Source organism: Marivivens donghaensis, from assembly GCF_030410045.1.
Taxonomy (GTDB): domain Bacteria; phylum Pseudomonadota; class Alphaproteobacteria; order Rhodobacterales; family Rhodobacteraceae; genus Marivivens; species Marivivens donghaensis.
Genome location: NZ_JAUFRA010000004.1, coordinates 284,822 through 305,782, shown reverse-complemented (window position 1 = coordinate 305,782; position 20,961 = coordinate 284,822). Strand labels below are relative to the sequence as shown.

Here is a 20,961-nt window from a genome sequence, read left to right as displayed (position 1 = left end):
TGTCACATGCGGATTATGACTGAACATGCACACAACCCCGAAAACTTTGGCACTATCGTAAAACCACTGCTTGGCCTTGTGGTTTTGCTGGTGTTGCTTGCCATCTCGATCAAGATTTTTGGTATCGCAGGACTGATGGTTCCCGTGCTCGCACTGGTCCCCACCATCTACGTTATTTTGATCTGGATTTCCCTCGGCAAGTCCTAAGCTTCTGATTTTTCCATCAAAAGCATCCACTCTTCTTCGGCAGCGGCAAGCGCATCTTGTCGCTGCACGAGGGCCTCAGTCGCCTTTTGGAACTTCACTGGCTGTTTGGTAAACAGCTCAGGATCTGCCATCAGCTCCTCTAGTTTCGCGATCTCTGCGGTGATTTTATCGATCACAGCAGGCAGTGCTTCGAGGCGGTGTTTTTCGGTAAACGACAGACCGTTTTTACGAGTATCCGATTTCGGTTTTTCTGCCGGCTTTGCGGTTTCAGCGGGTTTTGCTGTCTCTTGAATAACGGTGCCGCGTTGGTTCAAGTAGTCCGTCCAGCCGCCCGCATAAACGGTCGCGTTCCCGTTACCTTCCATGGCAATCGTCGTCGTCGCAACGCGGTCGAGGAAATCACGGTCGTGGCTGACGAGGATGACGGTGCCATCGTAATCGTCTAGGATTTCCTGCAAGAGATCGAGCGTCTCAATGTCCAAATCGTTCGTAGGTTCGTCGAGGACCAAGAGGTTCGACGGTTTCGCCATGAGCTTAGCCAACAAGAGACGCGCCTTTTCACCGCCAGACAGGGATTTGACGGGGGCGCGGGCCTGCGCTTCGTTAAAGAGGAAGTCTTTGAGGTAGGCGACAACATGTTTGGGCACGCCGCGCACCATGACCTGATCCGCACGCCCACCGACACGCATTTCAGGATCACCCGTGAGGCTATCCCAGAGCGACATCTCTGGGTCGAGTTGCGCACGCGTCTGGTCAAAAACGGCAACCTCAAGGTTGGTGCCCAGCTTCACACGGCCGGCATCAGGGTCGACCTGACCCAGCATCATCTTGATCACGCTGGTTTTTCCGACCCCGTTCGGCCCGACAAAGGCAACACGATCGCCGCGTTGAATGGTGATCGTCAGGCCTTTCACGATTTGCTTATCGCCAAAGGACTTGGTCAGATCTTCAACCTCAATCACCTTTTTACCAGAGGTCGGCCCACTCTCGAGCGTGAGCGCCGCCGTCCCCTGCCGCTTGATCATTGAAGCCCGCTCCGCACGCAAATCCTGTAGGGCACGAACACGCCCTTGGTTCCGCTTGCGACGCGCAGAAATACCTTCGACCGCCCAACGTGCCTCGGCTTTGATCTTGCGATCCATCTTGTGCTTGGCGGTTTCTTCTTCGTCCCAAACCTTGTCGCGCCATGCCTCGAACCCGTCAAAGCCCGTTTCCTGACGACGTACTTCGCCACGGTCGATCCACAGCGTTGCCCGCGTCAAAGCCCTCAAAAAAGCGCGGTCGTGGGAAATCAGAACATAGGCCGCCTTGGTCGACTTCAGTTCATTCTCCAACCATTGCACCGCCTCAATATCGAGGTGGTTGGTCGGTTCGTCCAAGAGCATCAATTCAGGCGCTTCAGCCATCAACTTGGCCAAGGCCGCGCGGCGGCGTTCACCACCTGATGCGGTCGCAACATCGCGGGACGGATCAAACTTGAGACCATCCGCAACCATCGCAACGCGGTAGGCTTCGCTCGGATCGAGGCCGCTAGCGGCATAATCGCCCAAGGTAGCATACCCCTCCATTGTCGGGTCCTGCTCCATATAGCCGACCGTGACACCGGGCGGCACAATGCGCATTCCATGGTCGGCTTCCACCAACCCAGCCATCACTTTCATCAGAGTCGATTTACCCGACCCATTACGCCCAACCAGCGCAACGCGATCGCCGCCCTGCACAACAGCAGAGAGGTCTGAAAATACGGGGTCCCCACCAAAGGTCAGGGAAATGTCGGATAACTGGAGTAAAGGTGCGCGTGCCATGTCGTGCAGCTAATCTGCCCCATCAAAACACGCAAGGGCTCGCCTGCCTTTGTGCTGTAAATATCCCGGGGGTCTGGGGGCAGAGCCCCCAGCGTGTTAGCCCCGCAAACGCGATTCCAATGCCGATTTCACCGAAGTCGGCACGAATTTCGATACATCACCATTCAAACGGCAAATCTCTTTGACCAGCTTCGAGGCGATGGCTTGGTTTTTCGCGTCGGCCATCAGGAATACTGTCTCAATGCTGTTATCGAGCGAGCGGTTCATCCCGACCATTTGGAATTCGTATTCGAAATCAGCCACTGCGCGCAGGCCGCGGATGATGACATTGGCGCCAACATCGCGTGCACAGTCGATCAACAGGTTCTCAAACGGATGCGCAACAATTTCAGTGCCCGTCGAAGCCGCAATAGACGCAACTTCAGAGCGGATCATGGCAACGCGCTCTTCTAGGTTGAACAGTGGTCCCTTATCGCGGTTGATCGCAACGCCAATGACTAGGCGGTCTACCAGTGAACAGGCACGGCGTATGATGTCGATGTGGCCGTTTGTGATTGGATCAAACGTGCCGGGATAAAGGCCAATACGCATCGGGTGCCCCTCTTTGGTTCATTGCCCGCACGCAACAATATTGCGCACGGGAATGCAAGGGTACTTATCGTCCCATCACCATGCCTTCGAGCGCATCTTTCTCCATCGCGAGTTCTGATAGGCGCGCTTTGACCACGTCGCCAATTGAAATCAGACCGATGAGTTTGCCATCAGACATCACAGGAAGGTGGCGGAAACGGCCATCTGTCATGATCTGAAGCACCTGATCCGCAGTCACATCGATGGTCGTCGTGATCAGTTTTTTCGTCATCAGAGCCTCAATCGACCCCGACAGGATTTCTACGCCCTGCTTGCCCATTTCACGAACGATATCACGTTCGGACAGAATACCAGTTGGGACTTCGCCGTCGTGCGACACCACAATCGTACCAATCCGATTGTCAGACATGATCTGCACGGCTTTGGACACAGGTTCGCTTGGGGCTAGCCAATAAATGCCAGTTTTTTCTTTGGAATTCAGAATGTTCTGTACGAGCATGGCTGGTCCTCCTCAACTGCCGATACTTACAGCGTCTTCGCAATACCCCCCACCTGTCAAGCGGCCTGAGCTTCCAAACGTGCGATTTCAGCCCGCATGCCTGCCAAAAGGGCTTCGGCAAATCGGTTCAAGCGATCGGATTTGCGGTCGGACAAGTGGCGCACCAAATAGAAACTGCGCAGCAACGACAGTTCATTCATCAAAACACGGGTCAGTTCGGGCGCACAAGGGAGCGCGAAATCATGCACGATCCCTACCCCACCATGACGAAGCATCTGCAATTGCACAGCGACAGAGTTCGATGCCATCTGCACGCCATCCCGCGACAATGTGCCCAAGTAGTCCAACTCTTTGTCAAAGATCATATCGGGGATGTAGCCAACGACGGGCACACCACGCAGGTCAGCCATCGTTGTGGGCATCCCGCTGTCCTGCCGCATCGCAAGGTGGAGCCTGTAATCGCTGATCTTTTGAACCGTCAGGCGCCCTGCATCGGGAGGCGACACGGTAATGGCCATATCGGCTTCGCGTTTGGAGAGGTTCACCACACGCGGTAAGGCGAGGATTTGCACTTCAAGGCCTGGATTATCAGCCTGAATAGCCGCGCAGACTTGGGGCAGGAGAAAGTTCGCACAACCGTCAGGCGCACCAATGCGCACTTGTCCAGACAGACCTTTATCGACCGCCTGCCCTTCATCCATGGCAAGCGACAAAGCCGTTTCTGCCTGCGCCGCATGATCGCGCATCCGCAATCCCTGCTCGGTCAATGCGTAGCCTTGGGGGGACTTCACAAAGAGCGGTGCGCCGACGGTTTCCTCGAGCCGCGTGATCCGACGGCCAACGGTCGCAGGGTCCATTTTCAAAAGCGGTGCCGCAGCCGAAAGGCTTTCCGCGCGGGCCACAGCCAAAAACACCCGCATGTCATCCCAGTTCATCGATCACACCTTTGCATTTTTGCAAAACGATTTTGACAAACCTTCTCTTTTACCGACCAAAACGCAAGACTATTCTAGCGCCAATTCAGATCAGACCCCTTAGGGAGGATACCATGCAGGAACTGACTCACTTCATTAACGGTGAACACGTCAAAGGCACCTCGGGCCGCTTTAGCGATGTTTACAACCCAGCAACTGGCGAAATCATCGCCAAGGTGCCGCTCGCATCCGACGAGGAAATGGACGCTGCGATCAAAGCTGCGGAAAAAGCTCAGGTCGAATGGGCGAAAGTAAACCCGCAGCGCCGCGCTCGCGTCATGATGAAGTTCGGTCAACTGATCAACGAACACATGGAAGAGCTGGCAGAGCTGGTTGCTCGTGAGCACGGCAAAACCATCCCCGACGCACGCGGCGACGTTCAGCGTGGCCTCGAAGTTGTCGAAGTCTGCATGGGCGCGCCTGCGATGCTCAAAGGCGAATACATGAACGACGGTGGCCCAGGAATCGACCTTTATGCAATGCGCCAGCCTCTGGGCGTTGTTGCGGGCATCACCCCGTTCAACTTCCCTGCAATGATCCCGCTGTGGAAAATGGCGCCTGCGATCGTTTCGGGCAACGCAATGATCCTCAAACCATCCGAGCGCGTTCCCTCGACCGCTCTGCGCCTTGCTGAACTGATCATGGAAGCTGGCCTTCCTGCTGGCGTCCTGCAGGTTGTGAACGGTGACAAAGGTGCGGTTGACGCAATCCTAGACCATGACACCATTCAGGCAGTTGGCTTCGTCGGTTCGACCCCGATCGCACAATACATCTACGGTCGCGCTGCAACCAACGGAAAACGCGCACAGTGCTTCGGTGGTGCTAAGAACCACATGATCATCATGCCCGACGCTGACCTCGACAAAGCAGCAGACGCACTGGTTGGCGCAGGCTATGGCGCGGCTGGCGAACGCTGCATGGCTATTTCTGTTGCTGTGCCAGTTGGTAAAGAAACCGCTGACCGCCTGATCGAAAAGCTGGTTCCGAAAATCGAAGCCCTGAAAGTCGGCCCCTACACCGCTGGTGAAGACGTGGACTTTGGCCCCGTTATCACCGAAGCATCGAAAAACCGCATCAACGGTCTGGTGAACTCTGGTGTTGAGCAAGGTGCGAACCTTGTTGTCGACGGTCGTGATTTCAAAATGCAAGGCTACGAGAACGGCTTCTTTGTAGGCGCGTCGCTCTTTGACAACGTGACCCCAGACATGGACATCTACAAAGAGGAGATCTTTGGCCCCGTTCTGTCCACCGTCCGTGCCGAGAACTACGAAGAAGCTCTCGATCTGATCATGAAGAACAACTACGGCAACGGCACCGCGATCTACACCGCTGATGGTGACACCGCGCGTGACTTTGCGAACCGCGTAAACGTCGGCATGGTTGGCATCAACTTCCCGATCCCAGTTCCGCTGTCCTACTTCTCGTTCGGCGGCTGGAAGAAGTCTGCATTTGGCGACCTGAACCAATACGGTCCAGATGCGTTCAAGTTCTACACCAAAACCAAGACCGTGACCGCACGCTGGTTCTCGGGCATCAAAGACGGTGTCGCGCTGAATTTCAAAGCGATGGACTGATAGCGAAAACATTGCGGGGCGGCCATTGGCCGCCCTTGCTATTTCTGACAGTTCGTCGTTTAATTAAACAAACGTTCAATTAGTGACTTTGGGAGGAGGCGCTATGGACTTTGCATTGTCCGAAGAACAAACCGCTATTTTCGATATGGCAAAGGCATTTGGCGAAGAACACATCGCGCCCTATGCCCAAAAATGGGAAGCTGAGGGAACGATCCCCAAAGAACTCTGGACTAAGATTGCAGAGCTCGGATTCGGTGGATTGTATGTCAGCGAAGAGTCTGGCGGTTCGGGGCTGACACGCCTAGACGCCACGCTGGTATTCGAAGCTCTTTCAATGTCTTGCGCCTCTGTCGCGGCATTCCTGTCGATCCACAACATGTGTCTCAAAATGTTGGACACCTATGGTTCGGATGACCTTAAGGCACGCTACATGCCCAAGGCCCTGACCATGGAAACCGTGTTTTCCTACTGCCTGACCGAACCAGGTTCTGGTTCCGACGCTGCGGCCCTGAAAACCCGCGCCACCCGCACCAATGACGGCTACACGGTCACAGGGACCAAAGCGTTCATCTCGGGCGGCGGGTATTCCGATGCCTATGTCGTTATGGCCCGCACGGGCGAAGACGGTCCCAAAGGGATTTCGTCGCTGGTGATCGAAGACGGAGCAGAAGGACTGTCATTCGGCGGCCTTGAACAAAAGATGGGCTGGAAATCGCAGCCGACCCGTCAGGTTCAAATGGACGATGTCAAAATCCCTGCCAACAACCTCTTGGGCGAAGAAGGCAAAGGGTTTAGCTACGCGATGGCAGGACTCGACGGTGGTCGCCTGAACATTTCGGCCTGTTCTTTGGGCGCGGCGCAAACGGCGCTCAATTCAACACTCGTCTACATGTCCGAACGCAAGGCATTCGGCAAATCCATCGACCAGTTCCAAGCGCTGCAATTCCGCTTGGCCGAGATGGAAATCGAACTCCAAGCAGCCCGTACGTTCCTGCGTCAGGCGGCATGGAAGCTCGACACAGGTGCGCCTGATGCGACCAAATTCTGCGCGATGGCCAAGAAGTTCGTCACAGAGGCAGGCAGCCGCGTGGCGGACCAATGTCTGCAACTGCACGGCGGTTACGGCTACCTCGCGGACTACGGCATCGAAAAAATCGTGCGTGACCTCCGCGTTCACCAAATCCTCGAAGGCACAAACGAGATCATGCGCATGATCGTGGCACGGGATCTGGTGGGTCGATGAGCGACGTTCTCACTCGGATCGAAGGGCACGCGGGGCGGATCACACTAAACCGTCCCAAGGCCCTGAACGCCCTCACCTATGACATGTGCATAGCGATTGAGGCTGCGATTGACGACTGGCGCGACAACGACGCTGTAAAGCTCGTCATCATCGATGCAGAGGGCGAAAAAGCCTTCTGCGCAGGTGGCGACATCGCCGATATCTACGCCGCTGGAAAACGCGAGGAGTTTGACTATCCCCGCAAGTTCTGGCGCGATGAATACCGTATGAACGCAAAGCTGGCGGAGTATCCAAAACCCGTCGTGAGCTTCATGCAGGGCTTTGTCATGGGCGGCGGTGTTGGAGTTGGCGGGCACGTGTCCCATCGCATCGTTGGTGACACCACGAAAATTGCCATGCCAGAATGCGGCATCGGCCTGATCCCCGACGTTGGCGGCACACGCCTTCTGGCACTGGCGCCACGGCATTTGGGTGAGTTCCTCGGGCTGACGGGCGATCGCATGGGGGCTGGTGACGCGATCTATGCGGGCTTTGCCGATACATACATCGCAGAGAAAGATTGGGATGGCCTAAAAACGATGCTGATCGAAACTGGCGATATTGAGGCCATTGCCCACACCGCGCAGCCCGTGCCCGAAAGCACCCTGCGCGAATGGCAGGATGCGATTGATGCGGTGTTCGGTGGGGAAACCATGGCCGACATCGCAGAGCGTTTGTCCCATGCCAGCACCGATGCAGCCCTCAAAGCCCAAGCCGCATTTGCAAAGAATTCACCACTGGCGATGACGTCGACGCTTTGGCTGGTTCGTGAATGTCGCAAGAACCCTGACATTCGCAACGCTTTGCAGCTCGAATACCGCTTTACTAGTCGTTCGCTAGAACTGGCTGATCTGATCGAAGGCGTGCGCGCCGCGATCATCGACAAAGACCGCAATCCGCAGTGGATGCACACCGACGTGTCCGAGGTTCCCGCCGATCTGGTGGCCCAGTTGCTGGCCCCCGTCGACGGCCCTGACGTGACCTTTTGAGAGAGAGAAACAGGATGAAAATAGCCTTTATCGGTCTGGGAAACATGGGCGCGCCAATGGCGGCCAACCTTGTCAACGCAGGCCATGACGTCGTCGGCTGTGACCCCATCGCAAAGCCTGACTTTATGCCCGTTGCGGCCACCAATTCTGACGCCGTGCGTGGCGCAGATGTTGTCATCACCATGCTGCCGAACGGCGCGATCCTTCAGGCGGTCGCCGCCGAAATCCATCCCGCGATGGAAAAAGGCGCGGTGCATCTCGATTGTTCGACCGTTGATGTAGAGAGTGCACGTAAGGTCGCACAATCCGCAGCCGACCACGGCCTAACGGCTCTGGATGCCCCTGTATCGGGCGGCGTTGGCGGCGCGACGAACGGCACGTTGACCTTTATGGTGGGCGGCCCTGACGATGCCTTTACCACAGCGAAACCGCTGTTCGAAATCATGGGCCAAAAAGCCGTGCACTGTGGTGCATCGGGCAATGGTCAGGCGGCAAAAATCTGTAACAACATGATCCTCGGCGTCACGATGATCGCCACATGCGAAGCCTTTGCCCTCGCTGACAAGCTCGGCCTTGATCGCCAAGCCATGTTCGACGTGGTGAGCACCTCTTCTGGCTACTCATGGACCATGAACGCCTACTGCCCTGCCCCCGGCGTTGGTCCGCAGTCCCCTGCGGACAACGACTACAAACCGGGCTTTGCCTCTGAACTGATGCTCAAAGACCTGACGCTCGCGCAGATGGCGGCAGAAGTTGCGGACGCGGATACCCCTATGGGTCAGCGCGCGATGGAGCTATACAAGCAGTTCGTCGAATCCGAGGACGGCAAAGGCATGGACTTCTCTGCGATGCTGCCTCGGTTTGAAAAACGTGGACGTGATCAGGCCTGATACGATTATTGGTGACGACCCCAATAGATTGCATTACAATATCTACATGTAATTAATCAGATTGGGAGTCTGACCATGTTAAAACGTAACGAAGGCACCATTGACCGCGCCCTTCGTGTGATCCTCGGCCTTGCACTAATCGCTGGGTATTTCATGAACGGCGGCGGTGCGTATAGCTGGCTCTACTTGCTTGGTATCATCCCGCTGGTAACTGGCCTGATCGGCTCTTGCCCGATCTATACCATTCTGGGCCTCAACACCTGCCCAATGAAGAAATAAGAAAAGGGGCCACGAGGCCCCTTTTTCATTCCGCTGCCACTCGTGGCGTGAGCATTGGTGCGAGGTAATGCCCAGTGTGGGATTCCTTTACCGCGGCCACATCCTCTGGCGTGCCCGTCGCGACGATCCGCCCACCGCCATCGCCACCTTCTGGCCCGATATCGATCAACCAATCCGCCGTTTTAATCACGTCAAGGTTATGTTCGATCACCACGACCGAATTCCCCTGATCGACCAATTCGTGCAGCACTTCCAATAGTTTACGAACATCTTCAAAGTGCAAACCCGTGGTCGGCTCGTCGAGGATATAGAGCGTCCGTCCCGTCGATCGCTTCGACAGTTCCTTGGACAGTTTCACACGCTGCGCTTCACCACCCGAGAGGGTCGTCGCTTGTTGGCCGACCTTGATGTAGGACAGGCCCACACGCACGAGCGCGTCCATTTTTTCACGAATAGATGGGACCGCGCGGAAGAACTCTTGGGCCTCTTCCACCGTCATATCCAGCACGTCGGCAATTGATTTACCTTTAAACTGAACTTCCAATGTTTCGCGGTTGTAGCGTTTCCCTTTGCAGGTCTCACACTCCACGTACACATCGGGGAGGAAGTGCATCTCGATCTTGATCACACCATCGCCCTGACAGGCCTCACAACGACCGCCTTTGACGTTGAACGAGAACCGACCGGGTTTGTAGCCACGCGCCTTTGATTCAGGCAAGCCAGCGAACCAATCGCGGATCGGTGTGAAGGCGCCTGTATAGGTCGCGGGGTTGGACCGTGGGGTGCGCCCGATGGGACGCTGGTCGATATCGATCACCTTATCAAGGTGTTCGAACCCTTTGATCGTTTCGCAGGGTGCTGGTGTTTCACGGGCCCCGTTCAGCTTCATCGCCGCGTTTTTATAAAGCGTTTCAATGGTCAGCGTGGATTTACCACCACCCGACACGCCCGTAACGCAAACGAATTTGCCCAGTGGGAAATCAGCGGTCACGTCTTTGAGGTTGTTGCCTGTGGCCTTCACCACGGTGAGGGTTTTGCCATTCCCCTTACGACGTTCACTCGGCACCTCAATCCGGCGTTTACCAGAGAGGTATTGCCCCGTGATCGAGCCATTATCGGCTTCCACTTGGCCCGGCGTCCCGTGCGACACCACTTGCCCACCGTGCACCCCTGCCCCTGGACCGATGTCGAACACATAGTCGGCCTCGCGGATCATATCCTCGTCGTGTTCAACGACGATCACAGTGTTGCCCTGATCCCGAAGGTTTTTCAGCGTCCCGATAAGTCGGTCGTTGTCGCGCTGGTGTAGACCAATCGACGGCTCATCGAGGACGTAAAGAACGCCCGTCAGACCAGACCCAATTTGCGAGGCAAGGCGGATACGTTGGCTTTCCCCACCCGACAGCGTGCCCGCGTTTCGGCTCATCGTGAGGTAGTCGAGGCCCACGTTGTTGAGGAACCCTAGACGTTCGCTGATCTCTTTAACAATTGCGCGGGCGATTTCCTGTTTCTGTTTGCCCAGCGTCTCCATCACGCTGCCGATCCACGCATAGGCCTCTTTGATCGACTTTTCGACCACCTGACCAATGTGCAAACCCGCGATTTTCACGGCGCGGGCTTCTTCGCGCAGGCGGTAGCCGCCACAGGATCCGCAGCTACGGTTGTTCTGGAATTGCTCGAATTCTTCCCGCACCCAAGAGCTATCGGTTTCGCGGTAGCGGCGTTCCATGTTCGGGATCACACCTTCGAAGGCGCGTTCGACCTGATAGACGCGGCCACCTTCATCGTAGCGGAATTTGATTTCCTCTTTGCCCGAACCGTAGAGGAACACGTTCTGCGCCTTTTCAGGAATATCCTTCCAGCGGGCGTTCTTATCGAACCCGTAGTGTTTCGCAATCGCCTCAATCGTCTGGAGGAAATATGGCGATTTCCCTTTGCGCCACGGCGCAATCGCACCGTCAGCCACACGCAGGGTTACGTCAGGGACAACCAACCGTTCGTCAAAGAACAACTCCACACCAAGGCCATCACAGGATGGACAGGCCCCGAACGGCGCGTTGAAGGAAAACAGGCGCGGTTCGATCTCTGGGATAGTGAAGCCAGACACAGGACAGGCGAATTTTTCGCTAAAGGTGTGGCGTTCGGGCTCACCCTCGCTCGGCGCAGTTTCGAGGATCGCAATTCCATCCGCGAGGTCGAGAGCGGTGCGAAGGCTGTCTGCCAAGCGGGTCTCTAGCCCCTCGCGCACGACGATACGGTCAACGACCACATCAATATCATGGCGGAATTTCTTATCCAGCGTTGGCGGCTCATCGAGTTCGTAGAACTGACCATCGACCTTTACACGCTGGAAACCTTGCTTGCGCAGTTCCAGCATTTCCTTGCGGTATTCACCTTTGCGGTCTCGCACGATGGGCGCGAGAAGATAACCACGCGTACCCTCCTCCATCGCCATGATCCGATCGACCATGTCTTGGACCTGCTGGGCCTCAATCGGTTGACCAGTGGCGGGGCTGTAAGGTGTGCCGACACGCGCAAACAAAAGGCGCATGTAGTCGTAAATTTCAGTAACAGTGCCGACGGTCGAACGAGGGTTTTTCGACGTGGTTTTCTGTTCAATCGAGATGGCAGGCGATAGGCCAGAGATGTGATCTACGTCCGGCTTTTCCATCATATCGAGGAACTGCCGCGCATAGGCCGACAGCGATTCCACATAGCGCCGCTGCCCTTCGGCATAAATCGTGTCGAACGCGAGCGAAGATTTACCCGATCCTGACAGGCCAGTGATCACCACAAGTTCATCGCGCGGAATATCCACGTCGATATTTTTCAGGTTATGTTCGCGTGCGCCACGTACTTCGATATGCTTTAATTCAGGCATTCTGCCCCCCAGCGGATACTGCGCCCTACACATAGGCGGTTGGGACCGAGTCTCCAACAGATTTTACGGAACATTTATAGAACATGTGTAGGATTGCGTAAATCCTACACAAACCCCCTTTACATTTCAGTATTGCGATGTATTTATGTGTTCAAAGTTCCTCTCGCCACAAAGGTGCAACATGTTTTCTCTTTTCCGCAACGCCGGTGCTGCAGCCGGCCTGTCCCCCCGCGAAGCCGTTGAAAAGGCAGCTGCAGGCGACATGATCATCATCGACGTCCGTGACCCAATGGAAGTTCGCATGTCGGGTATGGCTGATGGTGCAATGAACATCCCTCTGGCCGCGTTCCAAATGCGCGTTGATCCGCGTAGCCCAGAGTGTGTCGAGGGCCTCGCCACAGACAAATGCATCGGCGTTTACTGCGCATCTGGCGCACGTTCGTCGATGGCAAAGCAGGTGCTAGAGAACCTTGGCTACCAAGATGTGCACAACATCGGTGGCTTTGGTCACTGGGTTCAGGCAGGCGGCCCTGTCGCAAAGTAATTCCCCCTCCCTTCTGAAAACAAAAAAGGCGCGGAGAGATCCGCGCCTTTTCTATGTCTATGTCACAATGATCAGATGTGGATCGCACGTCCAAAGGCGGACAGAACGCTTTCGTGCATCATTTCCGACAACGTCGGGTGCGGGAACACGGTTTCCATCAGGTCTTGTTCAGTCGTCTCAAGCTGGCGACCGATGACGTAACCTTGGATCATCTCGGTCACTTCAGCGCCAACCATGTGGGCGCCCAGCAGTTCACCCGTTTTCGCGTCGAACACCGTTTTCACAAAGCCCTCGGGTTCACCGAGCGCAATCGCCTTACCGTTACCGATGAAGGGGAATTTGCCGACTTTCACGTCGTAGCCCGCTTCTTTTGCTTTGGCTTCGGTCAAACCGACGCTTGCGACTTGCGGATGGCAGTAGGTGCAGCCTGCAATGGTGTTCGGTTTGATTGGGTGTGCTTTGAGGCCAGCAGCCAGTTCAGCCACCATGACGCCCTCGTGCGATGCCTTGTGAGCGAGCCACGGCGCACCAGCGATATCGCCAATCGCATAGACGCCATCAACGCCTGTGCGGCAGTATTCATCGGTCACAACGTGGGTACGGTCGATTTTCACGCCGATTTCCTCAAGGCCGAGGCCTTCGACGTTACCGACGATACCCACGGCAGAGATGACCGTATCGAATTCCTGCTGTTCAACCTTACCGCCCACTTCGATGTGCGCAACGACTTTACCCTGCGAACGATCGAGCTGTTTGACCATGGCTTTTTCCATGATCTTCATGCCCTGTTTAACGAACTGTTTCTTCGCGAATGCGCTGATTTCAGCGTCTTCGACAGGCAGAACGCGGTCCATAACTTCGACCACAGTCGTGTCAGCACCGAGCGTGTTATAGAAGCTCGCGAATTCGATGCCGATCGCACCAGAGCCAATGACGAGGAGTTTCTTCGGCATACGCGGCGGTGTCAGCGCGGTTTTGTAAGTCCAAACCAGATCACCATCCGCCTCAAGGCCAGGAAGCTCACGCGCACGCGCGCCCGTCGCCACAACGATGTGTTTTGCGGTCAGTTCTTCGACGCCAGCGTCCGTAGTAACCGAAACCTTGCCGTTGCCAGCCAGTTTTGCGGTTCCCATGATCGAGGTGACTTTGTTCTTTTTGAACAGGGTCTTAATGCCGCCTTCCATCTGCTTGGAAACGCCACGCGAGCGCTTCACAACAGCTTCGAGGTCAAAGTCAGCCTTCTCAACGGACAGACCGAATTCTTTGGCACGGTGCATCAGGTGGAACACCTCAGCCGAGCGCAACATAGCCTTGGTCGGGATACAGCCCCAGTTGAGGCAAATGCCGCCCAGATGCTCGCGCTCAACGCAAGCCACGTTCAGACCGAGCTGCGCGCCGCGGATTGCAGCGACATAGCCACCTGGACCTGCGCCGATAACGATCATGTCAAAGTTCTTGGCGGCCATTCGTTTCTCCTCCGCTTTCAAATTAGTTTGACATTAAACTAATTTTTCCTGCCGATCTAGCCACCCTGTGACATGGCTGATATCGCCTCTGCGCAAAGCAGAAATTTCCATTTATTTTCAGAATACTATGCCGCATCTAATACAGTAGCATAGCCACCACGGCGCATAAATTCGGCTTCTTCGCTGGTTGTTTCGCGCCCCAACGCCTCGTTCCTATAGGGGAAACGACCATATCGTTTGATGATCCAGCGGTGCGCCGCAGCGTGCCGCAGGTTGTCCGCCCCCATCTTTGGCATCCGGTCTTTGAAACAGGCCATGCAGCGGTCCTGATCAACGAGGTTCTCCGAATGCATCAGCGGTAGATAAAAGAACTGCCGTTCGGGTTCGTCGATCTGCATGTCCCAGCCCTGATCCATCGCCAGTTTGGCCGCCGCCCGTGCATTGGGGTCGAGCAAAAACGAACGCGCATCGTTGCGGAACATATTCCGTGGGAACTGGTCAGTTAGGAGGAGATAGGCATAGGCCCCTTCGGCATCGGTGAGCCAATGGCCCAACCCACCGTCGGCTGCCTCATCCCAGAGAGACCGATACCGAGCCGTGATCGCATCATCGATGTCAGAGGATCCTGCATACCAGCCTTTGGGACCAATCTCGTTTCGCCAAAATTCGATCAGCGAGGCTATTTGGCTCATGACTGCGCCTCCTCTGCGTTTTGGTCGGCGTCGTGATAGACCTCTTGGGCCACTTCAAGCGCCACAGGCGTGGCCGATGGCATGATCGGTGCATATTGGTTGGTGTCTTCGACCGAAATCGTCGACGACCGCCGTGTCATCCGCCAGAAGGCATAGATGGCAAGGCCCATCATCAGAAGGCCCATGTAGCTCCAGTAACCTTGCGCCCCAACGGTATCCATCGCCCAACCGACGATCAGCGGGCCAGAAATCGCGCCAAGGCCGTTGATGAACAAGAATCCACCTGAGGCTCCCGCCATGTCAGACCGATCAAGGAAGTCGTTCGCATAAGCCAACAAGAGCGCATAGAGCGGGTTCGCTGTGCCACCGACCAATGTCGAACTGATCAAAAGCATCACAAAGCTACCGTTTACGACCGATAGGAAGGCTCCGATCCCGCCAATCAGGGATAGAACGGCGATCAAAACGCGGCGATCCATACGGTCGGAAATCCAGCCGATGGGATATTGCAGGAACAGAGCCGCAACGTAGACCGACGAAATCATCAAAGAGATTTGCGGCACGGTCAGCCCAGCACGCGTCCCGAACACCGCCGCCATACCGAACTGCGCTGCGAACACGCCGCCCAAGAGGAACATCCCCATACAGGCCAAGGGTGACACTTCGATCAGGCGACGAATGGACAGGGGTTTCGTGGTTTCAAAAGCGGGTGTCGGGCGCACCGACAAAAGGATCGGCGCAAAGGACATAGACACGAGCACCGACGGAATGATGAACAGGACAAAGCCGCCAATGTCGCCCAAAAGAACGATATACTGCGCCAAAACGATGCCGCCCATCTGCACGATCATGTATAGCGACAGCGCCTTGCCACGATTTTCGTTATCGGTTCCGTCGTTCAGCCAGCTTTCTGCCGTCACGTAAACGCCACAGAAACAGAAGCCGATCAGCAGGCGGCCGAGCACCCACGCCCACGGCTCTGTCAGAGCGGGATAGAGGATCAAAATAGCAGAGATCGTAGAGCCCAGCGCGGCGAACACACGAATATGACCGACGCGACGGATCAGTTCTGGCACAGCACGCGACGCAAAGAGGAACCCGAGGAAGTAGGCCGACATCACGACGGACATCTCGAACGTCGAGAACCCTTCCATTTCACCACGCAGACCCAGCAACGTCCCCTGAAGGCCGTTGCCGATCATCAGCATGAACACACCAAGAAGGAGCGCCCATGATCTGCTAAGTACCTGAATCATCGCTTTCCCTCATTCACGTCGAATTTCAGGACAGCATACCGATTGTACATGTCGCGTCTATGAAAGACCGATGAAAGAACTGTTACGATGGGTGACTTTATGCGTCGGGGATCAAAAGCGAAGCATCGCCATAGCTAAAGAACCGATACCCGTTCGAAATCGCGTGATCATAAATGGCACGGATTTCATCAACACCGATCAGCGCAGAGACCAGCATCATCAGCGTCGATTTCGGCAAATGGAAATTTGTCATCAGCGCGTCAGCGATGCGGAATTTGAAACCGGGCGTGATAAAGATATCCGTCGCCCCATCCCACGCTGCAATACCATCGTCCGTCGCGGCGCTCTCAATCAGTCGAAGCGCGGTGGTGCCCACGGGAATAACCCGTCCGCCCGCAGCTTTGGTCGCGTTGATCTCTTCGGCTGCTTGCGCCGTCACGATCCCGCGCTCTGCATGCATCTTATGGTCGCGAATGTCATCGACTTTGACGGGGAGGAAGGTCCCTGCCCCGACGTGTAGGGTCACATAGGTAAACTCGACCCCTTTGGCCCTCAGCTGCTCCAAAAGCCCGTCGTCAAAATGCAACGACGCCGTTGGGGCAGCGACCGCGCCAGTATTCCGCGCCCAGACGGTTTGGTAGTCTTCTTTGTCCTGATCGTCAGGTGCCCGAAGTGCGGCGATATAGGGCGGCAATGGCATCGCGCCTGCATTGGCCAAGGCATCGTCGAAATCATCGCCCGTGAGATTGAACCGAACACGCGCTTGTCCATCCTCGCGATCGACAACTGTGGCCGTCAGGCGGTCAGAGAACACAATCTCTTCGCCATCTTTAACCTTTTTCAGCGGTTTGATTAACGCGCCCCATGTTCCGTCAGCCTTTGGCTCGAGCAGGGTCACTTCGACCTGTGCAGACACTGGGCCTTGGGCACTGTCGCGGTGCCGCAGGCCAGAGAGCCGCGCAGGGATCACGCGGGTATCGTTTAGCACCAAACGGTCGCCTGCCTTTAAAAGGTCGACGAGGTCGGTCACACGTAGATCGCTGATCTCGCGTCCCTTAGCCACCAACAGCCGTGCAGACGACCGAGGCTTTGCAGGGCGCGTGGCAATCAGGCTTTCGGGCAGGTCAAAATCAAAATCGCTTAGCTTCACAGTGCGTAGGTCCTATTGGCTCACTTGGGGCGGTGGTCGACGGAATATATTGCGGAACATCCCCGGTGTTAGGGCTGACAGTGGATTCACCGAAATCCGTTGCGCCCCTTTAGTCCCCCGCAGCGTATAATTGAAGCCAAAGAGACCCTCACCCGGTCGGGTCAGCACCGAACCTATGCCGTTGAGAAGGTAAACAGGGGAAATCACACCCTGAAAATCCATCTCGGTACGAGCAATGTAATAAGTGCCATCGAGCGAAATTCCCAAACCTGGGCCAACCGCGCTCGATTCCGTGACGATGATCTGATCAGGCGTCAGTCTGAACGTCGCATCCACATCGGCAAAGGTGAGCCCCTGCCCGTTCATCTGCTGCAACAGACCAACAACGCTGATCGCATCAAGCAAGGCAGCGAGCGTCGGCGCCTGACGCACCTGAAGGTTCTTAATCGTTAGAACACCGTCATAGGTGCCCTCTGCGCCCGTTGGGGTCAGGATCATCTCGAGCGCGTCGCCGTTGGCATTGTCGAGCAACCCCATAGCCTGCGCAACGACGCCGCCATTGTCCGCCAAAATCCGCACAGCAGGGCCATTCGCCGTCGTCTCTAACCGTCCCCGCACAGGCGCGATGTCATTCAGGGTGCCCGTAAAATTCCCATGGAACCCACCCTCGTCCGAGAATTCGCCGCGGAAGTTGCTCAGGTAAATGCCATCGCTGATCGTCAAACGATCCAATTGAGCCATGAGCGCCCCCGCGTTTGCCCCGCCAGAGGTCTTCGCACCTCGTAAATCAAAACGACCATTGGTGACTTGGGTATCTGGCGCACGACCTGCACCGCGTCCGATAAGCTCCACCGCCCCGTCAAACCAGTTCCCGATTGTGACCTCGCCAAAATCGGCCCGTTCCATCGTGCCATCTGCATTCAGCGTCAGTGCTCCATCCGCACTAAAGCCATTCCCACGAATACGCAGCGCGTCGATCTGCGGCGGATTGGACAGTCGGCCCGATATTGAAAACTCGCCCGATTGACCTGCAGGCTTCACCCAACCGACAGAGGGCAATGATACTTCCGCCCCGACCATCTGCGAGGATAGCGAAAACGCAGGCGGAGTATCCCGTTCCAAGTCGATCCGAAGATCGGCCATTGTAGAACCGCGCACCGTATTTGCGGGGAGGTTGATGTTGAACTGAGACAAGAATGTCGGCGAAACTTCGACCTGACCGATCACAGTGCTGGCCTTTGGCGCATCACGTCCTAACGCTTGGCTCCATTCCACGGTCAGAGGCACCTGTCCGACCTGCGCGTTGCCCGACACTGTGATGCCCGCGTTGTTCACATCGACATTGGCCTGAGCCGCCATGAGCCGCTGCCCCGGGACCAGCGTATCCGAGCGCAGGTTCCGCAATGTGTAGTCGGACTGAAACCGTAGGCTGTTCGGTGGCATTGGATTGATCAGCGGCACGACAAGCTCTGTCACACCAACCGCGCGCGCATCGGCCAAAGTCACGGGCTGACCCGCTTTGGTCAAAAATTCAAACGGCGGCTGGTCCAAGAATGACAGCGCAGCGGTCAGCGTGCTATCAGTACGGATCGTGAAGTGGCCGTCGTTACCTTTGATCCGCACGTCATCGATTTGCATCACTGTGCCCGACAGATCTATCGATCCTCCTTGCGGCGGTGTCGTGGTCCCTTGATCGAGCATGATCGCCAAACGATTATCCGCGATCGAGACAAAGCCCGCAGCATCGTCAATATAGGGGAGTTTCGGTGTCGGCCTGAAACGGGCGCTATCAAAGCTCGCCGTCGTTGCGACGACAGGCGGCTGGTCGGCCTCTACCCGCAAACCGACAGTCGCATCACGTATCCAGCCGTCCGTGAGGTTTTCCGCAAACCAACGACGGGTGTCTGGTTTAACTTGCTCAGGCCAAAGTGGCATGAAATCAGGGATATTAAGCGCCGCCGCCGAGGCATCAACCGCCACGCCCCAGCCTTTGGAGTCCGCTGTGATACGGCCACGGGCATGAATGTCTTGATCCGACAGGCGCAGGTCGACAGACCCGATATCGATGGCAAATGGCGAAAGCGTCATCCGCATCACCGCAGAGGCCGCGTCAATCGTTTGCGGCTCGTCAAACATGCCATCTGGGTTCAGGGCGATATCGCGCAGGCTGAACTGGCCTTCGAACGACTCTGGCCATCCCCCTTCGTTCCAATTGCGCAAGAACGCTTGGCCAGAGGCGGACATGGTGCCCCACTCTGTATCCAGTTCCGCACGATCAAACGACACCCGACCCTGTAGCGGCAAATACGACAAATACGCCCGCGCATAGCGCAACGGGATCGGACGGGCTTCGGGTGTTGGCTGGATCAAACCGTCGGTGAGTTCGAGCGAGGCATAGACTGGCCCCAACCCACCTTCATCATCAATGCTGGCCCGAAGAGAGGCGCTCACAGGTGCATCAAGCACCGACAACCATCCCAAGGCTGGCGTCTGCACGGCAAGGTCGCGGGCGATACCATTCCGGACCGTAAACCCCATGCTGGCCGCACGGCGATTGTTCGGACTGTCAAAGAATAGCGAAACATCCGTTACAAAAGGACGCCCCGACAAAAGCGAGAACGCACCCCGCAACGAGGTCACGCCACTGGTTAGATCCAAGGTCACAACGCCGCCATCGACCGTCCAGCTTTGGTTTGCGCGGGCATCTGAATAGTTGACGATCAATCCCTCTGCCCGCACCAGTTCCAGCGCTTCGAGAGCAGGCCCCGCAAGAACAGCGTCAATATCATCCAGCAATTCGACAAAGTTGTCCGCCTGTCCGACGGCCGCGCCATTTGTCTCGAACGACAGGGCGACGGAACCATCTGCAGCCCGCAGGAACCCGACCTGTGCGCCTGAAACAATCACTTCTTGGACGAGGACTTCACGGCGAAACAGCAAACCTCGCGGGGAAATCAGCGCATCAACGGCAGGCAAACGTGCGAGCGTCACATCGTCCGCATCACGCAATACCGCATTGGACAGCCGCGCACGCAAGTGGAGGTCGCGCCCAATGTTCAAACGAATTTCGCCGAACTCCAGCGACCCACCGTTGAGCATCTGCGTCGCGCTGGCCTCTAGCCGCGCCTGCAACCAGAGAGGCGCACGAACATCACGGTCGATCAGCAGGACGCCAGCCACGATGGCAAAGACCACTGGCACCGCCAAAAGGATCGCAAGCCCGCGCACGACAGAGCGCCAAACCGGCTTCACCTTTGGTTTGGTGGACGTGTTTTCCCCTGCCTCAGACATCCTTGGCCGATGGCCCCTTTTATTTGTGGTGTTCTGCTCTAGAACACAGATTGCCACGCGCTGCAGCGCTTTTCAAAACCAATCGGAGGATAAAATGAGCCAATCGCGCCCCGACATCGGTGATATTGCCCCTGACGTAACCTTGCCCCGCGATGGCGGCAATAGCGTCAGCCTGTCAGACTTTCACGGAAAACCCGTTGTCCTCTATTTCTATCCCAAGGATGACACGCCCGGTTGCACAAAAGAAGCCATCGGCTTTACCGAGATGGTCGATGCCTTTGACGCTGCTGGCGCAGTTATCCTTGGCGTCTCCAAAGACACTGTCGCAAAACATGAAAAGTTCAGCGCCAAACACGGGCTGAAAATCGCGCTCCTGTCCGATGCAGAAGGCGATGTGTGCGAACGCTACGGCGTCTGGGTTGAAAAGAACATGTATGGCAAGACCTACATGGGCATCGAACGCGCAACGTTCCTAATCGGTGCGGATGGCAAAATTGCGCGCGTCTGGAACAAGGTTAAAGTTGCGGGCCACGTCGAAGAAGTCCTCGAGGCTGTTAAGGCGCTCTGACAGAGCGACCTCTGCCCTTGACC

General features: G+C 56.3%; 18 protein-coding genes. 8 read left to right on the top strand and 10 right to left on the bottom strand.

The features are described from left to right. The first annotated feature begins 15 nt into the window (after positions 1–15). Positions 16–207 (top strand): hypothetical protein, encoded by a 192-nt coding sequence (locus QWY83_RS04945; RefSeq protein ID WP_249946343.1) that lies wholly within the window; start codon positions 16–18, stop codon positions 205–207. Here the strand turns inward: QWY83_RS04945 and QWY83_RS04940 are convergent. From QWY83_RS04940 to QWY83_RS04925, 4 genes are all read right to left on the bottom strand, one after another. Next, entirely contained in the window at positions 204–2,012 is a 1,809-nt protein-coding gene (locus QWY83_RS04940; protein WP_249946344.1) for an ABC-F family ATP-binding cassette domain-containing protein, read from the bottom strand. The genes QWY83_RS04945 and QWY83_RS04940 overlap by 4 nt on opposite strands. A gap of 96 nt (positions 2,013–2,108) precedes the next feature. Next, the gene (coaD, locus tag QWY83_RS04935; protein ID WP_067549002.1) at positions 2,109–2,603 is read right to left on the bottom strand and encodes a pantetheine-phosphate adenylyltransferase; all 495 of its coding nucleotides are present in this window, start codon (positions 2,601–2,603) and stop codon (positions 2,109–2,111) included. Between the two features lie 64 nt (positions 2,604–2,667). Continuing rightward, positions 2,668–3,102, bottom strand: a complete 435-nt coding sequence (locus tag QWY83_RS04930; RefSeq protein ID WP_249946345.1) for a CBS domain-containing protein — start codon at positions 3,100–3,102, stop codon at positions 2,668–2,670. 56 nt (positions 3,103–3,158) lie between these two features. Further along, the gene (locus tag QWY83_RS04925) at positions 3,159–4,037 is read right to left on the bottom strand and encodes a LysR family transcriptional regulator (protein ID WP_249946346.1); all 879 of its coding nucleotides are present in this window, start codon (positions 4,035–4,037) and stop codon (positions 3,159–3,161) included. A 113-nt stretch (positions 4,038–4,150) separates the two neighbouring features. Here QWY83_RS04925 and QWY83_RS04920 point away from each other — a divergent pair, with 113 nt between their 5' ends. From QWY83_RS04920 to QWY83_RS04900, 5 genes are all read left to right on the top strand, one after another. After that, positions 4,151–5,650, top strand: coding sequence for a CoA-acylating methylmalonate-semialdehyde dehydrogenase (locus QWY83_RS04920; protein WP_249946347.1), 1,500 nt, complete (start codon positions 4,151–4,153; stop codon positions 5,648–5,650). Positions 5,651–5,753: 103 nt separating this feature from the next. Continuing rightward, positions 5,754–6,893, top strand: a complete 1,140-nt coding sequence (locus QWY83_RS04915) for an acyl-CoA dehydrogenase family protein (RefSeq protein ID WP_105235327.1) — start codon at positions 5,754–5,756, stop codon at positions 6,891–6,893. Then, complete coding sequence (locus QWY83_RS04910) at positions 6,890–7,921, top strand: enoyl-CoA hydratase/isomerase family protein (protein ID WP_249946348.1); 1,032 nt, start codon at positions 6,890–6,892, stop codon at positions 7,919–7,921. The genes QWY83_RS04915 and QWY83_RS04910 overlap by 4 nt, the downstream gene beginning before the upstream one ends. Positions 7,922–7,935: 14 nt before the next feature. Beyond that, positions 7,936–8,811 (top strand): 3-hydroxyisobutyrate dehydrogenase, encoded by an 876-nt coding sequence (mmsB, locus tag QWY83_RS04905; protein WP_249946349.1) that lies wholly within the window; start codon positions 7,936–7,938, stop codon positions 8,809–8,811. Between the two features lie 75 nt (positions 8,812–8,886). Further along, complete coding sequence (locus tag QWY83_RS04900) at positions 8,887–9,090, top strand: YgaP family membrane protein (protein WP_249946350.1); 204 nt, start codon at positions 8,887–8,889, stop codon at positions 9,088–9,090. A 25-nt stretch (positions 9,091–9,115) separates the two neighbouring features. Here QWY83_RS04900 and uvrA read toward each other — a convergent pair whose 3' ends face one another. Further along, the gene (uvrA, locus tag QWY83_RS04895; RefSeq protein ID WP_249946351.1) at positions 9,116–11,971 is read right to left on the bottom strand and encodes an excinuclease ABC subunit UvrA; all 2,856 of its coding nucleotides are present in this window, start codon (positions 11,969–11,971) and stop codon (positions 9,116–9,118) included. Between the two features lie 181 nt (positions 11,972–12,152). Between uvrA and QWY83_RS04890 the strand changes: the two genes are divergently transcribed. Then, positions 12,153–12,515, top strand: coding sequence for a rhodanese-like domain-containing protein (locus QWY83_RS04890; RefSeq protein ID WP_067549032.1), 363 nt, complete (start codon positions 12,153–12,155; stop codon positions 12,513–12,515). 71 nt (positions 12,516–12,586) lie between these two features. Here QWY83_RS04890 and lpdA read toward each other — a convergent pair whose 3' ends face one another. From lpdA to QWY83_RS04865, 5 genes are all read right to left on the bottom strand, one after another. Beyond that, positions 12,587–13,981: a dihydrolipoyl dehydrogenase gene (lpdA, locus tag QWY83_RS04885; RefSeq protein WP_249946352.1), complete on the bottom strand. Its 1,395-nt coding sequence runs from the start codon at positions 13,979–13,981 to the stop codon at positions 12,587–12,589. A 125-nt stretch (positions 13,982–14,106) separates the two neighbouring features. Beyond that, complete coding sequence (locus tag QWY83_RS04880; RefSeq protein ID WP_105235333.1) at positions 14,107–14,673, bottom strand: DUF924 family protein; 567 nt, start codon at positions 14,671–14,673, stop codon at positions 14,107–14,109. Next, positions 14,670–15,929 (bottom strand): MFS transporter, encoded by a 1,260-nt coding sequence (locus tag QWY83_RS04875; protein ID WP_249946353.1) that lies wholly within the window; start codon positions 15,927–15,929, stop codon positions 14,670–14,672. Before QWY83_RS04875 ends, QWY83_RS04880 begins: the two co-directional genes overlap by 4 nt. Positions 15,930–16,026: 97 nt before the next feature. Further along, on the bottom strand, positions 16,027–17,079 hold the full coding sequence (gene queA / locus QWY83_RS04870) for a tRNA preQ1(34) S-adenosylmethionine ribosyltransferase-isomerase QueA (RefSeq protein ID WP_249946354.1): 1,053 nt from the start codon (positions 17,077–17,079) through the stop codon (positions 16,027–16,029). A 12-nt stretch (positions 17,080–17,091) separates the two neighbouring features. Next, complete coding sequence (locus tag QWY83_RS04865) at positions 17,092–20,370, bottom strand: DUF3971 domain-containing protein (protein ID WP_249946355.1); 3,279 nt, start codon at positions 20,368–20,370, stop codon at positions 17,092–17,094. A gap of 94 nt (positions 20,371–20,464) precedes the next feature. Here QWY83_RS04865 and bcp point away from each other — a divergent pair, with 94 nt between their 5' ends. Then, complete coding sequence (bcp, locus tag QWY83_RS04860; protein ID WP_105235337.1) at positions 20,465–20,938, top strand: thioredoxin-dependent thiol peroxidase; 474 nt, start codon at positions 20,465–20,467, stop codon at positions 20,936–20,938. Positions 20,939–20,961: the final 23 nt, after the last annotated feature.